At 68.5% G+C, this 14677-nt stretch carries 15 protein-coding genes; 9 read left to right on the top strand and 6 right to left on the bottom strand.

Annotation, left to right across the window (positions count from 1 at the left end):
• Positions 1–68: 68 nt before the first annotated feature.
• Both WG901_RS06390 and WG901_RS06385 read right to left on the bottom strand, forming a co-directional pair.
• The gene (locus WG901_RS06390) at positions 69–662 is read right to left on the bottom strand and encodes a glutathione S-transferase (protein ID WP_339586172.1); all 594 of its coding nucleotides are present in this window, start codon (positions 660–662) and stop codon (positions 69–71) included.
• Between the two features lie 103 nt (positions 663–765).
• Positions 766–1566: an SDR family NAD(P)-dependent oxidoreductase gene (locus WG901_RS06385; protein ID WP_339586171.1), complete on the bottom strand. Its 801-nt coding sequence runs from the start codon at positions 1564–1566 to the stop codon at positions 766–768.
• A gap of 170 nt (positions 1567–1736) precedes the next feature.
• On the opposite strand from WG901_RS06385, the gene WG901_RS06380 reads away from it, so the two are divergent.
• Positions 1737–2774, top strand: coding sequence for an ABC transporter substrate-binding protein (locus WG901_RS06380; protein WP_339586170.1), 1038 nt, complete (start codon positions 1737–1739; stop codon positions 2772–2774).
• Here the strand turns inward: WG901_RS06380 and WG901_RS06375 are convergent.
• Positions 2756–3355: a nitroreductase family protein gene (locus WG901_RS06375; protein WP_339586169.1), complete on the bottom strand. Its 600-nt coding sequence runs from the start codon at positions 3353–3355 to the stop codon at positions 2756–2758. The genes WG901_RS06380 and WG901_RS06375 overlap by 19 nt on opposite strands.
• 206 nt (positions 3356–3561) lie before the next feature.
• On the opposite strand from WG901_RS06375, the gene WG901_RS06370 reads away from it, so the two are divergent.
• Positions 3562–4926, top strand: coding sequence for an FAD/NAD(P)-binding protein (locus tag WG901_RS06370; RefSeq protein ID WP_339586168.1), 1365 nt, complete (start codon positions 3562–3564; stop codon positions 4924–4926).
• A gap of 13 nt (positions 4927–4939) precedes the next feature.
• Here WG901_RS06370 and WG901_RS06365 read toward each other — a convergent pair whose 3' ends face one another.
• Positions 4940–5980, bottom strand: coding sequence for an aldo/keto reductase (locus tag WG901_RS06365; protein WP_339586167.1), 1041 nt, complete (start codon positions 5978–5980; stop codon positions 4940–4942).
• Between the two features lie 172 nt (positions 5981–6152).
• On the opposite strand from WG901_RS06365, the gene WG901_RS06360 reads away from it, so the two are divergent.
• From WG901_RS06360 to WG901_RS06350, 3 genes are read left to right on the top strand one after another with little or no spacing between them, the layout of a single operon-like run.
• On the top strand, positions 6153–7145 hold the full coding sequence (locus tag WG901_RS06360) for an ABC transporter substrate-binding protein (RefSeq protein WP_339586166.1): 993 nt from the start codon (positions 6153–6155) through the stop codon (positions 7143–7145).
• Entirely contained in the window at positions 7146–8318 is a 1173-nt protein-coding gene (locus WG901_RS06355) for an acyl-CoA dehydrogenase family protein (RefSeq protein WP_339586165.1), read from the top strand. It abuts the gene before it with no gap.
• Entirely contained in the window at positions 8315–9265 is a 951-nt protein-coding gene (locus WG901_RS06350) for an NAD(P)-dependent oxidoreductase (RefSeq protein WP_339586164.1), read from the top strand. The genes WG901_RS06355 and WG901_RS06350 overlap by 4 nt, the downstream gene beginning before the upstream one ends.
• A gap of 59 nt (positions 9266–9324) precedes the next feature.
• On the opposite strand, the gene WG901_RS06345 is transcribed toward WG901_RS06350, so the two are convergent.
• Together WG901_RS06345 and WG901_RS06340 are read right to left on the bottom strand one after the other, a co-directional pair.
• Positions 9325–9990, bottom strand: coding sequence for a peroxiredoxin-like family protein (locus tag WG901_RS06345; RefSeq protein ID WP_339586163.1), 666 nt, complete (start codon positions 9988–9990; stop codon positions 9325–9327).
• Between the two features lie 100 nt (positions 9991–10090).
• Positions 10091–10924, bottom strand: a complete 834-nt coding sequence (locus tag WG901_RS06340) for a LysR substrate-binding domain-containing protein (protein ID WP_339586162.1) — start codon at positions 10922–10924, stop codon at positions 10091–10093.
• Between the two features lie 262 nt (positions 10925–11186).
• Here WG901_RS06340 and WG901_RS06335 point away from each other — a divergent pair, with 262 nt between their 5' ends.
• From WG901_RS06335 to WG901_RS06320, 4 genes are read left to right on the top strand one after another with little or no spacing between them, the layout of a single operon-like run.
• The gene (locus WG901_RS06335; protein ID WP_339586161.1) at positions 11187–11987 is read left to right on the top strand and encodes an ABC transporter permease; all 801 of its coding nucleotides are present in this window, start codon (positions 11187–11189) and stop codon (positions 11985–11987) included.
• A 20-nt stretch (positions 11988–12007) separates the two neighbouring features.
• Positions 12008–12820: an ABC transporter ATP-binding protein gene (locus WG901_RS06330; RefSeq protein ID WP_339586160.1), complete on the top strand. Its 813-nt coding sequence runs from the start codon at positions 12008–12010 to the stop codon at positions 12818–12820.
• Entirely contained in the window at positions 12817–13434 is a 618-nt protein-coding gene (locus tag WG901_RS06325) for a cysteine dioxygenase family protein (protein ID WP_339586159.1), read from the top strand. Before WG901_RS06330 ends, WG901_RS06325 begins: the two co-directional genes overlap by 4 nt.
• The gene (locus WG901_RS06320; protein ID WP_339586158.1) at positions 13431–14663 is read left to right on the top strand and encodes a rhodanese-like domain-containing protein; all 1233 of its coding nucleotides are present in this window, start codon (positions 13431–13433) and stop codon (positions 14661–14663) included. Before WG901_RS06325 ends, WG901_RS06320 begins: the two co-directional genes overlap by 4 nt.
• Positions 14664–14677 lie beyond the last annotated feature (14 nt).

The following is a 14677-nucleotide window of genomic DNA, read 5'->3' as shown; positions in this document are numbered from 1 at the left end:
ATCATGCGATCCGTCGCGGCGTCGGTCTTGCGAGAATGTCAAAACAGCTGGCGACTATTGCTGATAGCTCAGGCGAACTCGCGGTGTGGCGCCGTGGCTTCGAGGCTGGCGCGTGCGCCCAGCGATTCGCGCCAGGCGGCGAGACCCGAGATGTCGAGCCCGAGCTGGCCAAGGCGGAACGGCACGTAGTCGGCGGCGACGGCCGCGGTGATCGCGCCGAGCCCGAACCGCACGGGCGGCTCCGCAGCCAGCGCCGCGGCCCCGGCGACGATCGCCTCGCTCCAGCGGCCGAGCCAGAAATCGGAGCGCAGGTCCTCTGGCCGGCGCAGTTCGCTGGTCGCATTGAATGCCGCGTCGATCACCCCGTTGGCGAGCGCGTGCTGGTGCAGTTCGGCATTGCGCGCCGCGGCATCGCGCGGGATCAGCCGGCCTTCGCCAAAGGTCTGGTCGAGCCAGTCGACGATGACCAGGCTGTCATAGAGCACCGAACCGTCGGGGCGACGCAGCGCCGGGATCTTGCCGAGCGGATTGACCGCGCGGTAGGCCGGATCGTCGAGCGGAACGGTCGACACGATCTCGACGCGGTCTTCGATACCGAGCTCGATGAGCGCGATGCGCACTTTGCGCACGAAGGGCGAGGGGGCGCTGGCGTAGAGTTGCATCGTTGTCTCCGAAAGGATGTCTCCTCAGGAATAGGCCGTCGCGGCGCGGGGAAAATCGTGAAATGCTCGCGCGATGTATGAATTCTGCAAAACCGCGCGGAGCTCAGTAGTGGATCACCCTTGCGGCTCCGCCGCCCGCGGCGATGGCATCGCCGTTGATCGCGGCGCTTAGCGGCGAGGCGAGGAAGGCAACCACCGCGGCGACTTCCTCGGCCTCGACGATGCGGCCGATCAGCGAATGGCCGTAGAGCGCCTTCTCGGCCTCGGCGGTGGACAGGCCATCGGCAGCGGCCTTCTTTGCCACGCTGTCCGCCGTGCGCTCGGTGCGGGTGGCGCCCGGATGGACCACGGTGACGTTGATGCCCTTGGGGCCAAGCTCGTCGGCGAGGTTCTTGGTCAGCGCGGCGACCGCGACATTGCGCGTCGAGCCCGGGATCGATCCCGCCGAGCGCGCGGCCAGGCCGCTGATGTTGATGATCCGGCCCCAGCCGCCCGCGACCAGATGCGGCGCCGCCGCCCGCGCGACGCGCAGGTAGCCGACCAGCTTGGTGTTGAGCTCGTCGAGGATGTAGTTCGACTCGACCCCCGCCACGCCGGGGATCGCGGGCGCAGCGCCAGGGCGTGCGGCGTTGTTGACGACTATGTCGAGCCCGCCGAGCAACCGAACCGCTTCGGCGACGAGCCCGTCGACTGCGGCGTCTTCCCGGGTGTCGCCGACGAGCGCATGGACCTCGCCACCCGTGGCATCGGCGAGTTCGGCCGCGGCGGCGCGGGCGACCTCTTCGTCACGGCCGGTGATCGCCACGCGCACGCCCTCGTCGAGCAGCGCCCGTGCGATGGCCTTGCCGATGCCGCGGCTGCCGCCGGTGACGATCGCGCGCTTGCCTGCCAGTCGAAGATCCATGCCGTGCTCCTGTTCCTAAGTCCGGAGCGGAATAGGGACTGCTGGCGTCGACGACCTATGCGGAGTTCCAATCAACCGCTGAGAATATCCAAACCGCGTGGATTTCGCTGCCAGACCAGCCATTTGCCCGGCTACAACCGCGCTTTGTGATTGCGAAGGATCCTGCGACGATGACCGAGCCCGATGGTGCACAGGAATCTCACGGTGCAGGTGGGCGGCGCTGGGCGCTGTGGATCGTGCTGGCTTTGCTCATCGCTGCCGGCGCCTTCGCCTGGCGGGGACATAGCGGAGCTGCTGGCGGATCTGGAGCTGGCGGTGCGCTCGTGGTCGGCGATCAGCGCGGTGGTATCCAGGCGCTCCTCACGGCCGCGGGCGAGCTCGAGGATGTGCCCTACCGCATCGACTGGGCCCTGTTCCCGGCGGCCTCTCCGCTGCTCGAAGCGCTGGGTTCGGGGGCGGTCGACGTGGGTGGCATCGGCGGGGCGCCTTTCGCTTTCGCTTATGCCGGCGGGGCGCCGATCAAGGTGGTCTTCGCCGCGCGCGCGGCTGACGGCACAGGCGGCCGGGCCTCGGCGATCATCGTGAAGGCCAATTCCCCGATCAGGAGCCTGGCGCAATTGCGCGGCAAGCGGCTGGCGACGGTGCGCGGCTCGGCCGGGCAGAACACCGCGCTGCGCCTGCTCGAACAGGCCGGTCTCCGATCGAGCGACGTGACCTGGGTCTACCTCAACAACGGCGAGGCCAAGGCCGCGCTGGCCAGCGGGTCGATCGACGCCTGGTCGACCTGGGGCAGCTATGTCGGCATCGCCCTGCTCGAGGACAAGGAACGCGCGCTCGCCGATGCCGCGAAGCTGCCCGCCGAAACCGGCTTCCTCGCCGCCAACGACAAGGCGATCGCGACGAAGCGCGCGCAGCTCGCCGATTTCCTGGCGCGCGCGGCGCGGGCACGCGCCTGGGCAAGAACGCACCAGGAGGACTATGCACGGGTGCTCGCGAAGGAAACCGGCATCCCCCTGGAGGTCGCGCGCTTCACCGTGCGTGAGAACGTGACGACGGTGGTTCCGGTCGAGGACGGCCTGCGCGCCGAGCAGCAGGCCATCCTCGAACGCTATCGGAGCGCCGGGGTGATCCCCGCCGTGCCGGACCTGGGCGGGGCTTTCGATCCTTCGTTCAACGCGGCGGTTACCGGTCAGCCCAAGCGGCCGTGAAAGGCGATCTCGTCGATCGCACGGCGGTGGCTGGGAATCTCACGCGCGCGCAGCGTGTCGGGCAGGCTGGCGGGATCGCCGATGCGGCCGATCGCCACCGCGGCTTCGAAACGGAAACGCTCGCTCGCGCCGGTGACTTCGGCAGCGCGGGCGTGGTCGAAGCCGGCCATGGCGTGCGTATGCAGACCGAGCTTGGTCGCCTGCAGCGCAAGGAAGCCCCAAGCCGCTCCGGTGTCGAAGCTGGCCGTGCCCGACGGCGCGGGTTCGTCCTTGCCGGGCAGCGAGATCAGCGTGTCGGACAGGATGAAAAGCAGGGCCGAGGCGCCCTGCGCCCAGGCGGCGTTGAACGGCAGCAGGGCCGAGACGAAGGCTTCCCAATGCGCGTCGCCGCGGACGGCATAGGCGAAGCGCCAGGGCTGCGCGTTGTAGGCCGAAGGCGCCCAGCGCGCCGCTTCGAACAGCGTGTGCAGGGTTGCGGCGTCGAGCGGCGAACCGTCGAAGGCGCGCGGCGACCAGCGCGACAGAATGTCGGGATCGATCGGGTGTGCGGTCTCGCGCGGGAGTGTTGCGGCTTCGGTCATGATAAAGGTATCCTCGTGTTCGGTAACGGCTTGAGCTGAACGGCTCCGGATCCGGCGTGGTCGCCCAGGATCGCCATGGAATCCGGCACGATCGAAGGGGGCTTGATCGCGCTCGAGGCAGAATATCTACCAAATCGATTGAGTTTTTCCAGCCTGCGGTTCATGGGCCGCGAAACTTTTCCAGTGATCGTTCGTAGGACCTCGCGATGGCCAAGACCCGGAACAAGGCGGAACTGCCCGTGGCGATCGTCGGTGCCGGGTTCAGTGGCACCTTGCTCGCGATCAATCTGCTGCGCCACGGGGAGAACGTCGTGCTGGTCGAGCGCGAGGAGGCCCAGCTTGCCAAGGGCCTGGCCTTCGGCACGCGCCAGCCCGAGCATCTGCTCAACGTCCGCGCCGCGAACATGAGCGCCTTTCCCGACGATCTTGGCCACTTCCTGCGCTGGATGGGTTTTTCCTCGGACGATCAGGCCAATCGCTTCGTCCCCCGCCTGGCCTATGGCCGCTATCTGCGCGAACTGCTGATCGATGCGCTCGCGGCCGCGCCGGACCGGGCGCAGGTGCGCGCGGGCGAGGCGGTGGCCGCGCGATTCGATGGGGGTGCGATCACCCTGTCGCTCGCCGGCGGCGCCGCGCTGGAATGCCGCGCGATGGTGCTGGCGCTCGGCAACTTCGCGCCGACCGCTTTGCCCGTGCTGGCCGATCTTCCGCCGGGGCTGCACTTCGCCGATCCCTGGCGGCCCGGCGCCACCGATGGGCTCGACGCGATCGAGCACATCGTCCTTGTCGGCAGCGGATTGACCGCGATCGATGCGATCCTCTCGCTCGATCGCGCTGGCTACCGCGGGCGCATGACCGCGCTGTCGCGCCGCGGTCTCAAGCCGCGCAGCCATGCCGAGAGCGGGCCGGCGGTGCGACCCGTGGCCGAGCCCGAGGCCAGCGGCGCCGCGCTGGTGCGCGCGGTGCGGCAGCGTGCCGAAAGCCTCGGCTGGCGCGCCGCGATCGACGAATTGCGCCCGCATACCCAACACATCTGGCGCCGCCACGACGAGGCGTCGCAGCGGCGTTTCCTGCGGCACCTGCGCCCCTATTGGGACGTCCATCGCCACCGGCTGGCGCCGACCGCGGCCAGCCGCATCGCCGCGCTCGAAGGCTCGGGGCGGCTCGCTTTCGTGGCGGGCAAGCTCGTGTCCGCCGAAGCGGAGGGCACCCGCGCGCGCCTGCGCTGGCGGCCGCGCGGCAGCGCGAGCGAGCAGGTGCTGCCCGCCGATCGCATCATCAGTTGCATCGGCCCCGAGGGCGACGTCACGCGAGCCGGGCATCCGCTGCTCGACGACCTGATCGCCCAGGGTCGCGCGCGCGCCGATGCCCACCGCCTCGGCGTCGACGTCGAGCAGTCGGGGCGCCTGCGCAATGCCGCCGGCGAGCCGCAGGACGGGCTTTACGCGGTCGGCCCGCTGACCAAGGGCGAGGCCTGGGAGATCGTCGCCGTGCCCGATATCCGCCGTCAGGTCTGGGACCTGGCGCGCTACCTCGGCAGCGCGCACTGGGTCGGCGGCGAGGGGCTTTAGGGCCCGTCTCGCCTCAGGGGCACGGGTCCGGATAGAGCCGCTGGATGCCCTCGATCGCCTCGATCACGTCGGGCGACAGCTTCACCAGGCTCGCGGCGATATCGGCGTCGAGCTGTTCGAGCGAGGTCGCGCCGATGATCGACGAGGTGACGAAGCTGCGGCCGTGGACGAAGCCCAGCGCCAGTTCGAGCGGATCGAGCCCGAAGGCGCGCGCCACCGCGCCATAGCGCGCGGTCGCGTCGGGCTGCTGCGGCACGTTGTAGCGGACGAACTGCTTGGCGACGTCGAGCCGTGAGCCGGCCGGAACCTGGCCGCCCAGGTACTTGCCCGAAAGATGCCCGGCGGCGAGTGGCGAATAGGCGAGCAGGCCGACGTCCTCGCGCAGCGCGAATTCCGACAGGCCGATCTCGAAGGTGCGGTTGAGCAGGCTGTAGGCATTCTGGATCGAAGCGACGCGCGGCAGGTTCTCGTCGCGCGAGAGCCGCAGGAATTCGCTGACGCCCCAGGGCGTCTCGTTGGACACGCCGAACGCGCGAATCTTGCCGGCTTTCACGAGATCGGCGAGCACGCCTAGCGTCTCGGCGATCGGCACGGTGCCCGGTTCGTCGGATATCTCGACCAGCCCACGTTCGCCGAAGCGCGGCACGCGGCGGTCGGGCCAGTGGAGCTGGTAGAGATCGACATAGTCGGTGTTGAGCCGCTTGAGGCTGGCGTCGAGCGCGGCCTCGATGCCGCGACGATCGAGGCGGCTGTCGGCATCGGCGCCGCGGCCGCGCGCCGGCCCGGCGACCTTGGTCGCCAGCACGAAACGGTCGCGGCCGCGGTTCCGCTCGATCCAGCTGCCGATATAGGCCTCGGTCAAGCCGCGCGTCTCGGCGCTGGCGGGAGTCACCGGATAGGCTTCGGCCGTATCGAGAAAGGTGATGCCGCGATCGAGCGCGAGATCGATCTGCGCGTGGGCTTCGGCCTCGCTGTTCTGCGAGCCCCAGGTCATCGTGCCGAGGCATACCGAACTGACGGTGATGCCGGTGCGGCCGAGCGGTCTTTGTTCCATGTCCGAGTTCTCCTTGCCGAGGCGCTTTACCGGTCGCTCGATACACCGGCGCGTGAAATCTGCCCCATTTGGCTTTCGCAATGCTCATAAGTGCAGCGCGAAATTCGATTGCCTGCGTTGAAGTCACTCTACTAAATTGATTGAGATTATGAAGAGTGATCTCAAAAGTCAGATGTCGCTGCCCGAAAAAGGCCTCGCGCGCCGTGCCGTCCTTGCCGGCGGTGCCGCTTTCGTGGGCTTGGGGCTGGCCGGATGCGCGGGCGGGGCCAAGTCCGGATCGCTGAGGGTTTCGATCACGGGCAAGGGCGAAGGCGATACGCGCCTGCTGTTCGAGGCGGCCGGGCTCAAGCCCGATTTTCCCGTCACCTATTCGGAGTTTCAGTCCGGACATCTCGTGGTCGAGGCGTTCAATGCCGGCTCGCTGGACTTCGGCGGCACGAGCGAGATTCCGCCGGTCTTTGCCGCGGCCTCGACGATCCAGAGCTTCCGCCAGATCGGTATCCGCTTTGGCGACGTCAACAACCAGGTCGTGCTTCTGCCGAAAGGTTCGCCGATCCAGGATCTGGCCGGGCTCAAGGGCAAGCGCGTCGGCTATGTCCGCGCGACCACGGCGCAGTATTTCCTGATTCAGATGCTGGCCTCGGTCGGGCTCAAGTGGTCGGACATCGAACCGGTCGCGATGACCGTGTCCGATGGCGCGGCCGCTTTCTCGCGCGGTTCGCTCGATGCCTGGGCGATCTACGGCTTCCCCATCCAGCGCGCGCTCGCGACCGAGGGGGCGCGCATCCTCAAGACGGCGCAGGGCTTCCTGTCGGGCAACTACATCGTCTGCGCGCATCGCGATGCGCTGGCCGATCGCGAGAAGTCCGAATGGATCAAGGGCTACCTGCGCCTCACGCGCCAGGGTTACGCTTGGGCGAGGGCCAACGAGGGTCGCTGGGCCGAGATCGTCGCCGCCGATATCGGCGTGCCCGTCGCCTATGTCCGCGACCAGTTCCAGCGCAAGAGCGCCTGGACCGAGCAGCGCCCGGTCACAGAGGCAGCGATCAAGTCGCAGCAAACCGTCGCCGACGTGTTCTTCGATGCCGGCCTGCTGCCGCGGCGCGTCGACGTGCGTCCCTTGTGGGACGATCGCTTCAATCCCGAAATTACGAAAGAGGCTTAAATGGCAACCCAGCCCATAGTGCCGCACCAGTCCACTTTGCCGAGCGATCGGCTCGCGGCGCTGACCGCGGAGCTTGCCGCCACGGCGGAAGCCTACGACCGCTCGGGCGCGTTCCCGCGCGCCAACTTCGACATCCTCGCGCGCGAAGGTCTCATCGGCCTGACCGTCGAGCCCCGGCTGGGCGGGCAGGGCGCGGGCTATGCCGATACGCTGCGCGTGCTCGGCGCCGTGGCCAAGGGAGAGCCCTCGACCGCGCTGATCCTGTTCATGACCTATGCCTTTCATGCCGCGCCCGAGAAGAAGGGGCGCTGGCCGCAGGGGCTTTACGAGAAGCTGGCGCGCGAGGCGGCGGCGGGCGCGGGGCTGATCGGCACCTTCCGCGTCGAGCCCGAACTCGGCACGCCGGTGCGCGGGGGCCTGCCCAAGACGATCGCCCGGCGCACCGCCGACGGCTGGCGGATCAGCGGCGAGAAGATCTATTCGACCGGCTCGACCGGGCTCGACTGGTTCGCCGTCTGGGCCAAGACCGACGATCCCGAACCCCTGCTGGGTCTGCTGCTGGTCGATCCGAAGAGCCCCGGGATCGAGATCGTGCCCGAGTGGGACCACCTCGGCATGCGTGCGACGGTGAGCCACAAGGTGGTCTTCACCGATACGCCGACCCCGGCCGCCTGGGCGGTCGACCTGCGCCCACCCGAGGAATGGGCGCCGACCCCGGGCCAGGCGAACGGCCAGACCCTGTGGAACGCGCTGGCCATCGCGACGATCTACGACGGCATCGCCCGCGCCGCGCGCGACTGGCTCGCGCGCTATCTCAACGAGCGCGTGCCGACCAACCTGGGCGCCTCGCTGGCGACTCTGCCGCGCGTGCAGGAGAAGTTCGGCGAGATCGAAGCGCTGCTCCAGGTCAACCGGACCTTGATCGACAGCGCGGCGCAGGCCGCCGACCGCGGCGACGTGCCGCCGGCGGTGCAGGCCAACCTGATCAAGCACACGGCCAATGCCAATTCGATCCAGGCCGTGGCGATCGGCCTCGAGCTGACGGGCAATCCCGGCATCAGCCGCAACAACCCGCTCGAACGCCATTACCGCGACGTGCTGTGCAGCCGCATCCATTCGCCGCAGGCGGACACCGTGCTCGTCGCGGCGGGCAAGGCGGGGTTGACGCTGTGAGCCTGATCGTCGCCAGCCAGCTCGAGCCCGAGTTCAACGCCGGTCTCGCGGCCCTGCCTTTCGCGCCCAAGGTCATCGAACCGCCAGTCGGCGAGCCCTGGCTCGCGGCCGAACAGGCCGACGTGCTGGTGGTACGGCCATCGCCCGAATGGCGCGCCCTGCGCGGTGCGCCGTCGCCGGCGAGCTGGCCGGGCAAGCTGCGCTGGGTCTGCTCGGCCTCGGCCGGGATCGACTCTTATCCGGCCTGGCTGCTCGACGCGCCGCTCGTCACCTGCGGGCGCGGCACGGCCTCTGAGGAGATCGCCGACTACGTGATCGCGGCGATCTACTTGCGCGCCAAGGATCTGGCTGCTGCCTCGATCCGCTCGGCAGCGGACTGGCGCTTCGTGCCGCTCGGCCGCTTCGCCGGCGCGACGATCGGCGTGGTGGGGCTGGGTGCGATCGGCCAGGCCGTGGCGCGGCGTGCCCTCGCGCTCGGTGCGCGCGTCGTCGCGGTGCGGCGGGGCTCGGCCGGCGCGGTGACCCCCGAGGGGGTCGAGCTGCTCGGCTCGGTCGAGGCCGTCGTCGCCCAGGCCGACCACATCGTGATCTCGGTTCCTGCCACCTTGGAGACCCGGCATCTGTTCGGCCCGAAGCTGTTGGCCCAGGCCAAGCCCGGTGCACACTTGATCAACATAGCGCGCGGTTCGGTGGTGGATCAGGCGGCGTTGCTCGCCGCGCTCGATGCCGGGCAACTGGCCTTCGCGACGCTCGACGTGACCGATCCCGAGCCGCTGCCCGAGGGACACGCGCTCTACACGCATTCCCAGGTGCGAATCACGCCGCACATTTCCTCGAACTACCAGGCCGTGCGGCACCGGCTGTTCGACAAGCTCTCGCAGGACCTCACCCGCTTCGCGCGCGGCGAAGCACCGTCCGACATCGTCGATCGGACGCGCGGCTATTGAGCCAAACAAAACCCCTCCCGCCTGGCGGGAGGGGGAAGGTGTCGAACGGGATCTTGCTGTCAGGCGGCAATGCGCGCCGTGACTTCGGGTAGCTGCGCCAGGATGGCATCGCTTTCGGTGCGATCGAGCCAGTCGGGGCTGACATCGAGCCAGCGCACGGTGCCGCCCTGGTCGAGGATGAGCACGGCGGGCTGGTCGATTTCGTAGCTGTTGGTGCCGAGCGTCGCGCCGATCCAGCTTTCGCCGGGCGCAACCTGCGGGCGTTCCTCGGGCAGGAAGGTGATCCCCAGTGCGCGGTCCAGCGCATAGTCGGGATCGGCGGCGACCGGAAAGCCGAGGCCGTGGCGGTCGATGATGCCGCGATCGACGGGGTTCTGCGCGCTGACCGCGACGAGCGGGATGCCGGCGCGATCGAGCTGCGGCCACAGCGTTTCGTTGTAATAGGGCAAGGCGAGATTGCAGGCCGGGCAGCCGGCGAAGCGAAAGAACACGAGGACCGCGGGGCCGTTCGCCGTCAGGGCATCGCGGGTCAGTGCCTTGCCGTCCTGATCGATCACGGTGAAATCGGGCGCGGCCGTGCCGGACTGCGGGTGCGCTGCGGGATCGTGACGCTCGACCAGGACGCGGCGCTGGCCGGCGTTGCGCGCCAGCTGCTCGGGTTTCCAGGTCCTCTCGCGCTCGGCCTGCAGTTCTCCATAGCGCTGTCCCAAGGTCTTGTAGCTCATCGTCGGCCTCTCCTGATTCTGACAGGATTTCCTAGGCCGTCCACGACGGCTCCCGAAAATGAGAAGCCGCCGCGAACCGATGATGTTTTGCAATAAGACCTCAGAGCGCGGCGACGGTCTCCCGCGCCAGTTCGGCGAGGCGGCTGGTCGCGCTGGCGAGCGACGGGGCGGTCTGCAGGATGCAGGCGACGCGCGGCAGGTCGGGCAGTTCTTCGGCGTCGAGCGGTTCGTCCTGAAGGAACAGGTGGGTGCGGCAGGTGATGCCAAGGCCGGCCGAAACCGCGGCGCGCAAGGTGGTGAGATTGGGCGTTTCGACGGTGATGCGATAGGGCCGGCCGGCATCCTCGAGCGCGCGGATCGCGGCCTCACGGAAGCGGCACGGGGTTTCGAGCACGGCCAGCGGCAGCGTCTCGTGGGCGAGCAGCTCGGGCTTGCCGAACCAGGCCATCGGCGCATTGGCTATCGCATGCGGATCGTTGTTGGCGGCGAAGCCCAGGACGATGTCGAGCTGACGGTGTTCGAGCAGCGACAGCAGCTCGGCCGTACCGGCGATGCGCGAATAGATTTGCGCCTCTGGGTGGAGCTCGGCGAAGCGCGCGAGCAGGCCCGACAGCAGCATCTCGGCGAAATCCTGGACCATGCCGATCCGCGCGGGGCCGGCGAACTGCCCCGCGGTGACCGCAGCGACGGCCTCGTCGTGGAGGGTCAGCACCTTACGCGAATATTCGAGCATGAGGTCGCCGGCGGGGGTGAGCGAGAGGCGGCGCCCTTCGCGGTGGAACAAGGTCTGCTGCAGCAGCTCCTCGAGGCGCTTGATCTGCAGGCTGAGCGCCGACTGGGTGACAAAGACCTTTTCCGAGGCGTTGAGCATCGAGCCGGTGTCGACGATGGCGACGAAGCTGCGCAGGAGATTGGTCGGAAGATTGACGGGCATCGCTTCATCTTTCTGAACGAAGGGGCTTGAGGCGGTGGTCCGGTGCTCAACTATTGGCAGAGCAAATATAGTCAATCAAAATAGTAGACATTAACCCGCTGCAAGCAATTCTTTTTCGGGGCGCGGCGCGGGGCTCTTGCCCCGTTTTTCCCACGGCTCGTCACCCGGAAATCGCGGATTTCGGCCAGTATGAGCATTGCTGATAAGGCGAAAATCGAAAACTCAATTGAGTTGGTAGAGTTTAACGGGGACTCTCCTGGCCATGTCCACGAGTCTGTCGCTTCCCGCTGTCCGCAAGTTCGCCTTCGATCTGGGAGGATCGCGCTGGGTTTCACCCATCGTGTTCCTGCTGCTGTGGGAGCTCGGCTCGCGCACGGGCCTGATCCCAGAGCGCACGCTCGCCGCACCCTCGGCGGTGATCTCCACGCTGCTCGGCATGGTCGTCAGCGGTGAATTGCCGAGCAACGTGCTCGTTTCCACCTTGCGCGCGCTCGTCGGCCTGACGATCGGCGTGACCGTCGGTGTGGTCCTGGCGCTCGTCGCCGGGCTCTCGCGTTCGGGCGAGGCGACGGTCGATCCGCTGATGCAGATCAAGCGGACCATTCCGACCCTGGCATTGACGCCGTTGTTCATCGTCTGGTTCGGTATCGGCGAGACTCCCAAGATCGCGCTGATCGCCTTCGCCTCGGTGTTTCCGATCTATCTCAATCTCTACAGCGGCATCCGCGGTGTCGACCTGCGCCTCATCGAAGGCGCGCGCAGCTTCGGGCTCAGCCGCTCGGAGCTGATCCTCCACGTCATCCTGCCGGGCGCCTTGCCCTCGCTGCTCGTCGGCCTGCGCTATTCGCTGTCGGTCTCGATCCTCGTGCTCGTCGTGGCCGAGCAGATCAACGCCTCGGCCGGGCTCGGCTACCTCATCAACAACGCGCGCGACTTCATGCGGACCGACATCATCGTCGTCTGCCTGATGGTCTACGCGATCCTCGGTCTCGGTGCCGATTGGATCGTGCGCGCCATCGAACGCCGCGCCCTGGTGTGGCGCCCCAGCATCGTCGGACAGTGAACTTCCCGAAAGGACGACCCATGGACGCACGACTTTCCTTCCTTGCCGATCACACGATTGCGGAGCCCGTGCTGACGCCGGCGGCGCCGCTGGTCCGGCTCAAGAACTTCTCCCGCAGCTTCGGCGCGAACACGATCATCTCGGGGCTCGATCTCGAGATCGCCGAGGGCGAATTCGTCGCCCTGCTCGGCCGCTCGGGCTCGGGCAAGACCACGCTGCTGCGTACCCTGGCCGGGCTCGACGACGTTCGCGGACAGGACGTCGACGTTCCCTCGTCGCGCGCGGTGGTCTTCCAGGACGCCCGCCTGCTGCCGTGGAAGAAGGTCTGGCGCAATGTCGCGTTGGGGCTCAAGGGGCTGACCGGGCGCGTGCGCCTCAAGGCCGAGAAGGCGCTGCACGAGGTCGGTCTCGATCATCGCCTCGACGCCTGGCCGCTGACGCTTTCGGGCGGCGAAGCGCAGCGCGTCGCGCTCGCCCGCGCTCTGGTGCGCGAGCCCAAGCTGCTGCTGCTCGACGAGCCCTTCGCCGCGCTCGACGCGCTGACGCGGCTCAAGATGCACGATCTCGTCCTGGCGCTGTGGAAGGCGCACCGTCCTGCCGTGCTGATGGTGACGCACGACGTCGACGAGGCCATCGCCCTGGCCGATCGCGTACTCGTGCTCGACCAAGGGCGCATCGTCGCGCAGGAGCGCATCCACGCGGCGCGTGGCGAGCGTGGTGAGGTTTCGCGCGGCCTGCGCGCCAAGCTGCTGTCGGTGCTCGGCGGTGAGCCGGGGCACGAAAGCGTCATCCCATTCCCGCACGGCGTTCACGCGCACGAGGCGGTGGCGTGAACGCAGTCGCCGTCCTTGCGATCGATCCCAATATCGGACGTCTACGCGGCTTCGTGACCGACCTCGCGGATCTCGTCGAGAATGCGGCGGACGAGGCCGAGATTCTCGAAAAGGGCGGCGCGCTGCTCGCGCGCCTGGTGTCTAGCGACGACTGGCTGCCCGATGCCTTCGCCCGGCCCAATCCCGATCGCTACCAGCAATACCTGCTCCACTGCGACAGCCGCGAGCGGTTCAGCGTGGTCTCCTTCGTCTGGGGGCCGGGGCAGGGCACGCCGATCCACGATCACCGCGTCTGGGGCCTCGTCGGCGTCCTGCGCGGGGCCGAGCGGGTCGAGCACTTCCGCCGCGGCGCCGATGGCAGGCTCGAACAGGTCGGCCCCGTGGGCGATCTCTTCGAATGCGAGGTCGAGGCGATCAGTCCTGCGGCCGGCGACATCCACCGCGTCGCCAACGGGCTCGCCGATGCGCCGTCGATCTCGATTCACGTCTACGGCGGCAACATCGGGGCGGTCGAACGGGCGACCTACGATCTCGACGGAACCGCCAAGCGCTTCATTTCCGGCTACGCCAACAAGGTCGTGCCGAACCTCTGGGACCGTTCGAGCGCCGCATGACCGTGCATCCTTCGCAAATCCGCAAGCTGCTTCTCGCCCGCCAGGAGATCGCGCTGATCGACCTGCGCGAGGAGGCCGCGTTCGCGCTCGGCCACCCGCTGTTCGCCGCGCAGATCCCGCTCCGCCGCCTGGCCGAGGAAGCGCCGTGGCGCATCCCGCGCGCCGAGACGCCGATCGTCGTCTACGATGACGGCGAGGGCTTCGCTGCCCAGGCGGTGATGGAGCTGCGCGACCTCGGTTTCACCCAGGTCGCCGCGCTCGAAGGCGGTCTCGCCGGCTGGCGGGCGGCCGGCTACGAACTGTTCGAGGACGTCAATTCCTATTCCAAGGCCTTCGGCGAACTCGTCGAGCATTACCGCCACACGCCGTCGCTGCCCGCGCCCGAAGTTCAGGCCCTGATCGACCAGAAGGCCGACGTCGCGATCCTCGATGCGCGCCGCTTCGACGAATATGCGACGATGTCCATCCCGACCGGGCGCTCGGTGCCCGGCGCCGAGCTCGTGCTGCGCGCGCCCGTCGCGGCGCGCGATCCCGAGACGACGATCATCGTCAACTGTGCCGGCCGCACGCGCTCGATCATCGGCACCCAGTCGCTGATCAACGCCGGGCTGCCGAACAAGATCTATGCCCTGCGCAACGGCACGATCGGCTGGACGCTCGCCGGCCAGTCGCTGGCCACAGGGCAGCAGGGGCAGGTCGCCGATTTCGCCGGCGAGGACATCGAGATCGCCCGGGGCCGCGCCCGCGAGGTTGCCTATCGCGCCGGCGTCAAGCGGATCGGCGCGGACGAGCTGGACTTCCTCGCGGCCGACACCCGCCGGACGCTCTATCGCTTCGACGTGCGCCAGCCCGATATCTTCGCCGCGGGCCACGTTCCCGGTTTCCGCAACGCGCCTGGGGGACAGCTTGTCCAGGAGACCGATCATTTCGCGCCCGTGCGCGGCGCGCGGATCGTGCTGGTAGACGATCTCGGCTCGCGTGCCGACATGACCGCCTCGTGGCTGGCCCAGCTCGGCTGGGAGGTCTTCGTGCTCGACGGCGCTTTCGCGGGTGAACTGGCGACGGGCAGCGACGGCGCGCCCGCACCGCGCGGGCCCGAGGGCCGCTACAAGCGCCCCTACGAGGGCACCGACAATGCCGAGGCGGCCATGCAGGCCTACCTCGATTGGGAATATGGCCTGGTGGGGCAGCTCGAACGCGACGGCACCCACGGCTTCTTCGTCATCTGATCAGACCCGCAAGG

Origin of the sequence: Novosphingobium anseongense, assembly GCF_037482895.1 — a bacterium.
Classification (GTDB): domain Bacteria; phylum Pseudomonadota; class Alphaproteobacteria; order Sphingomonadales; family Sphingomonadaceae; genus Novosphingobium; species Novosphingobium anseongense.
This window is presented reverse-complemented; position numbering and strand designations above follow the sequence as displayed.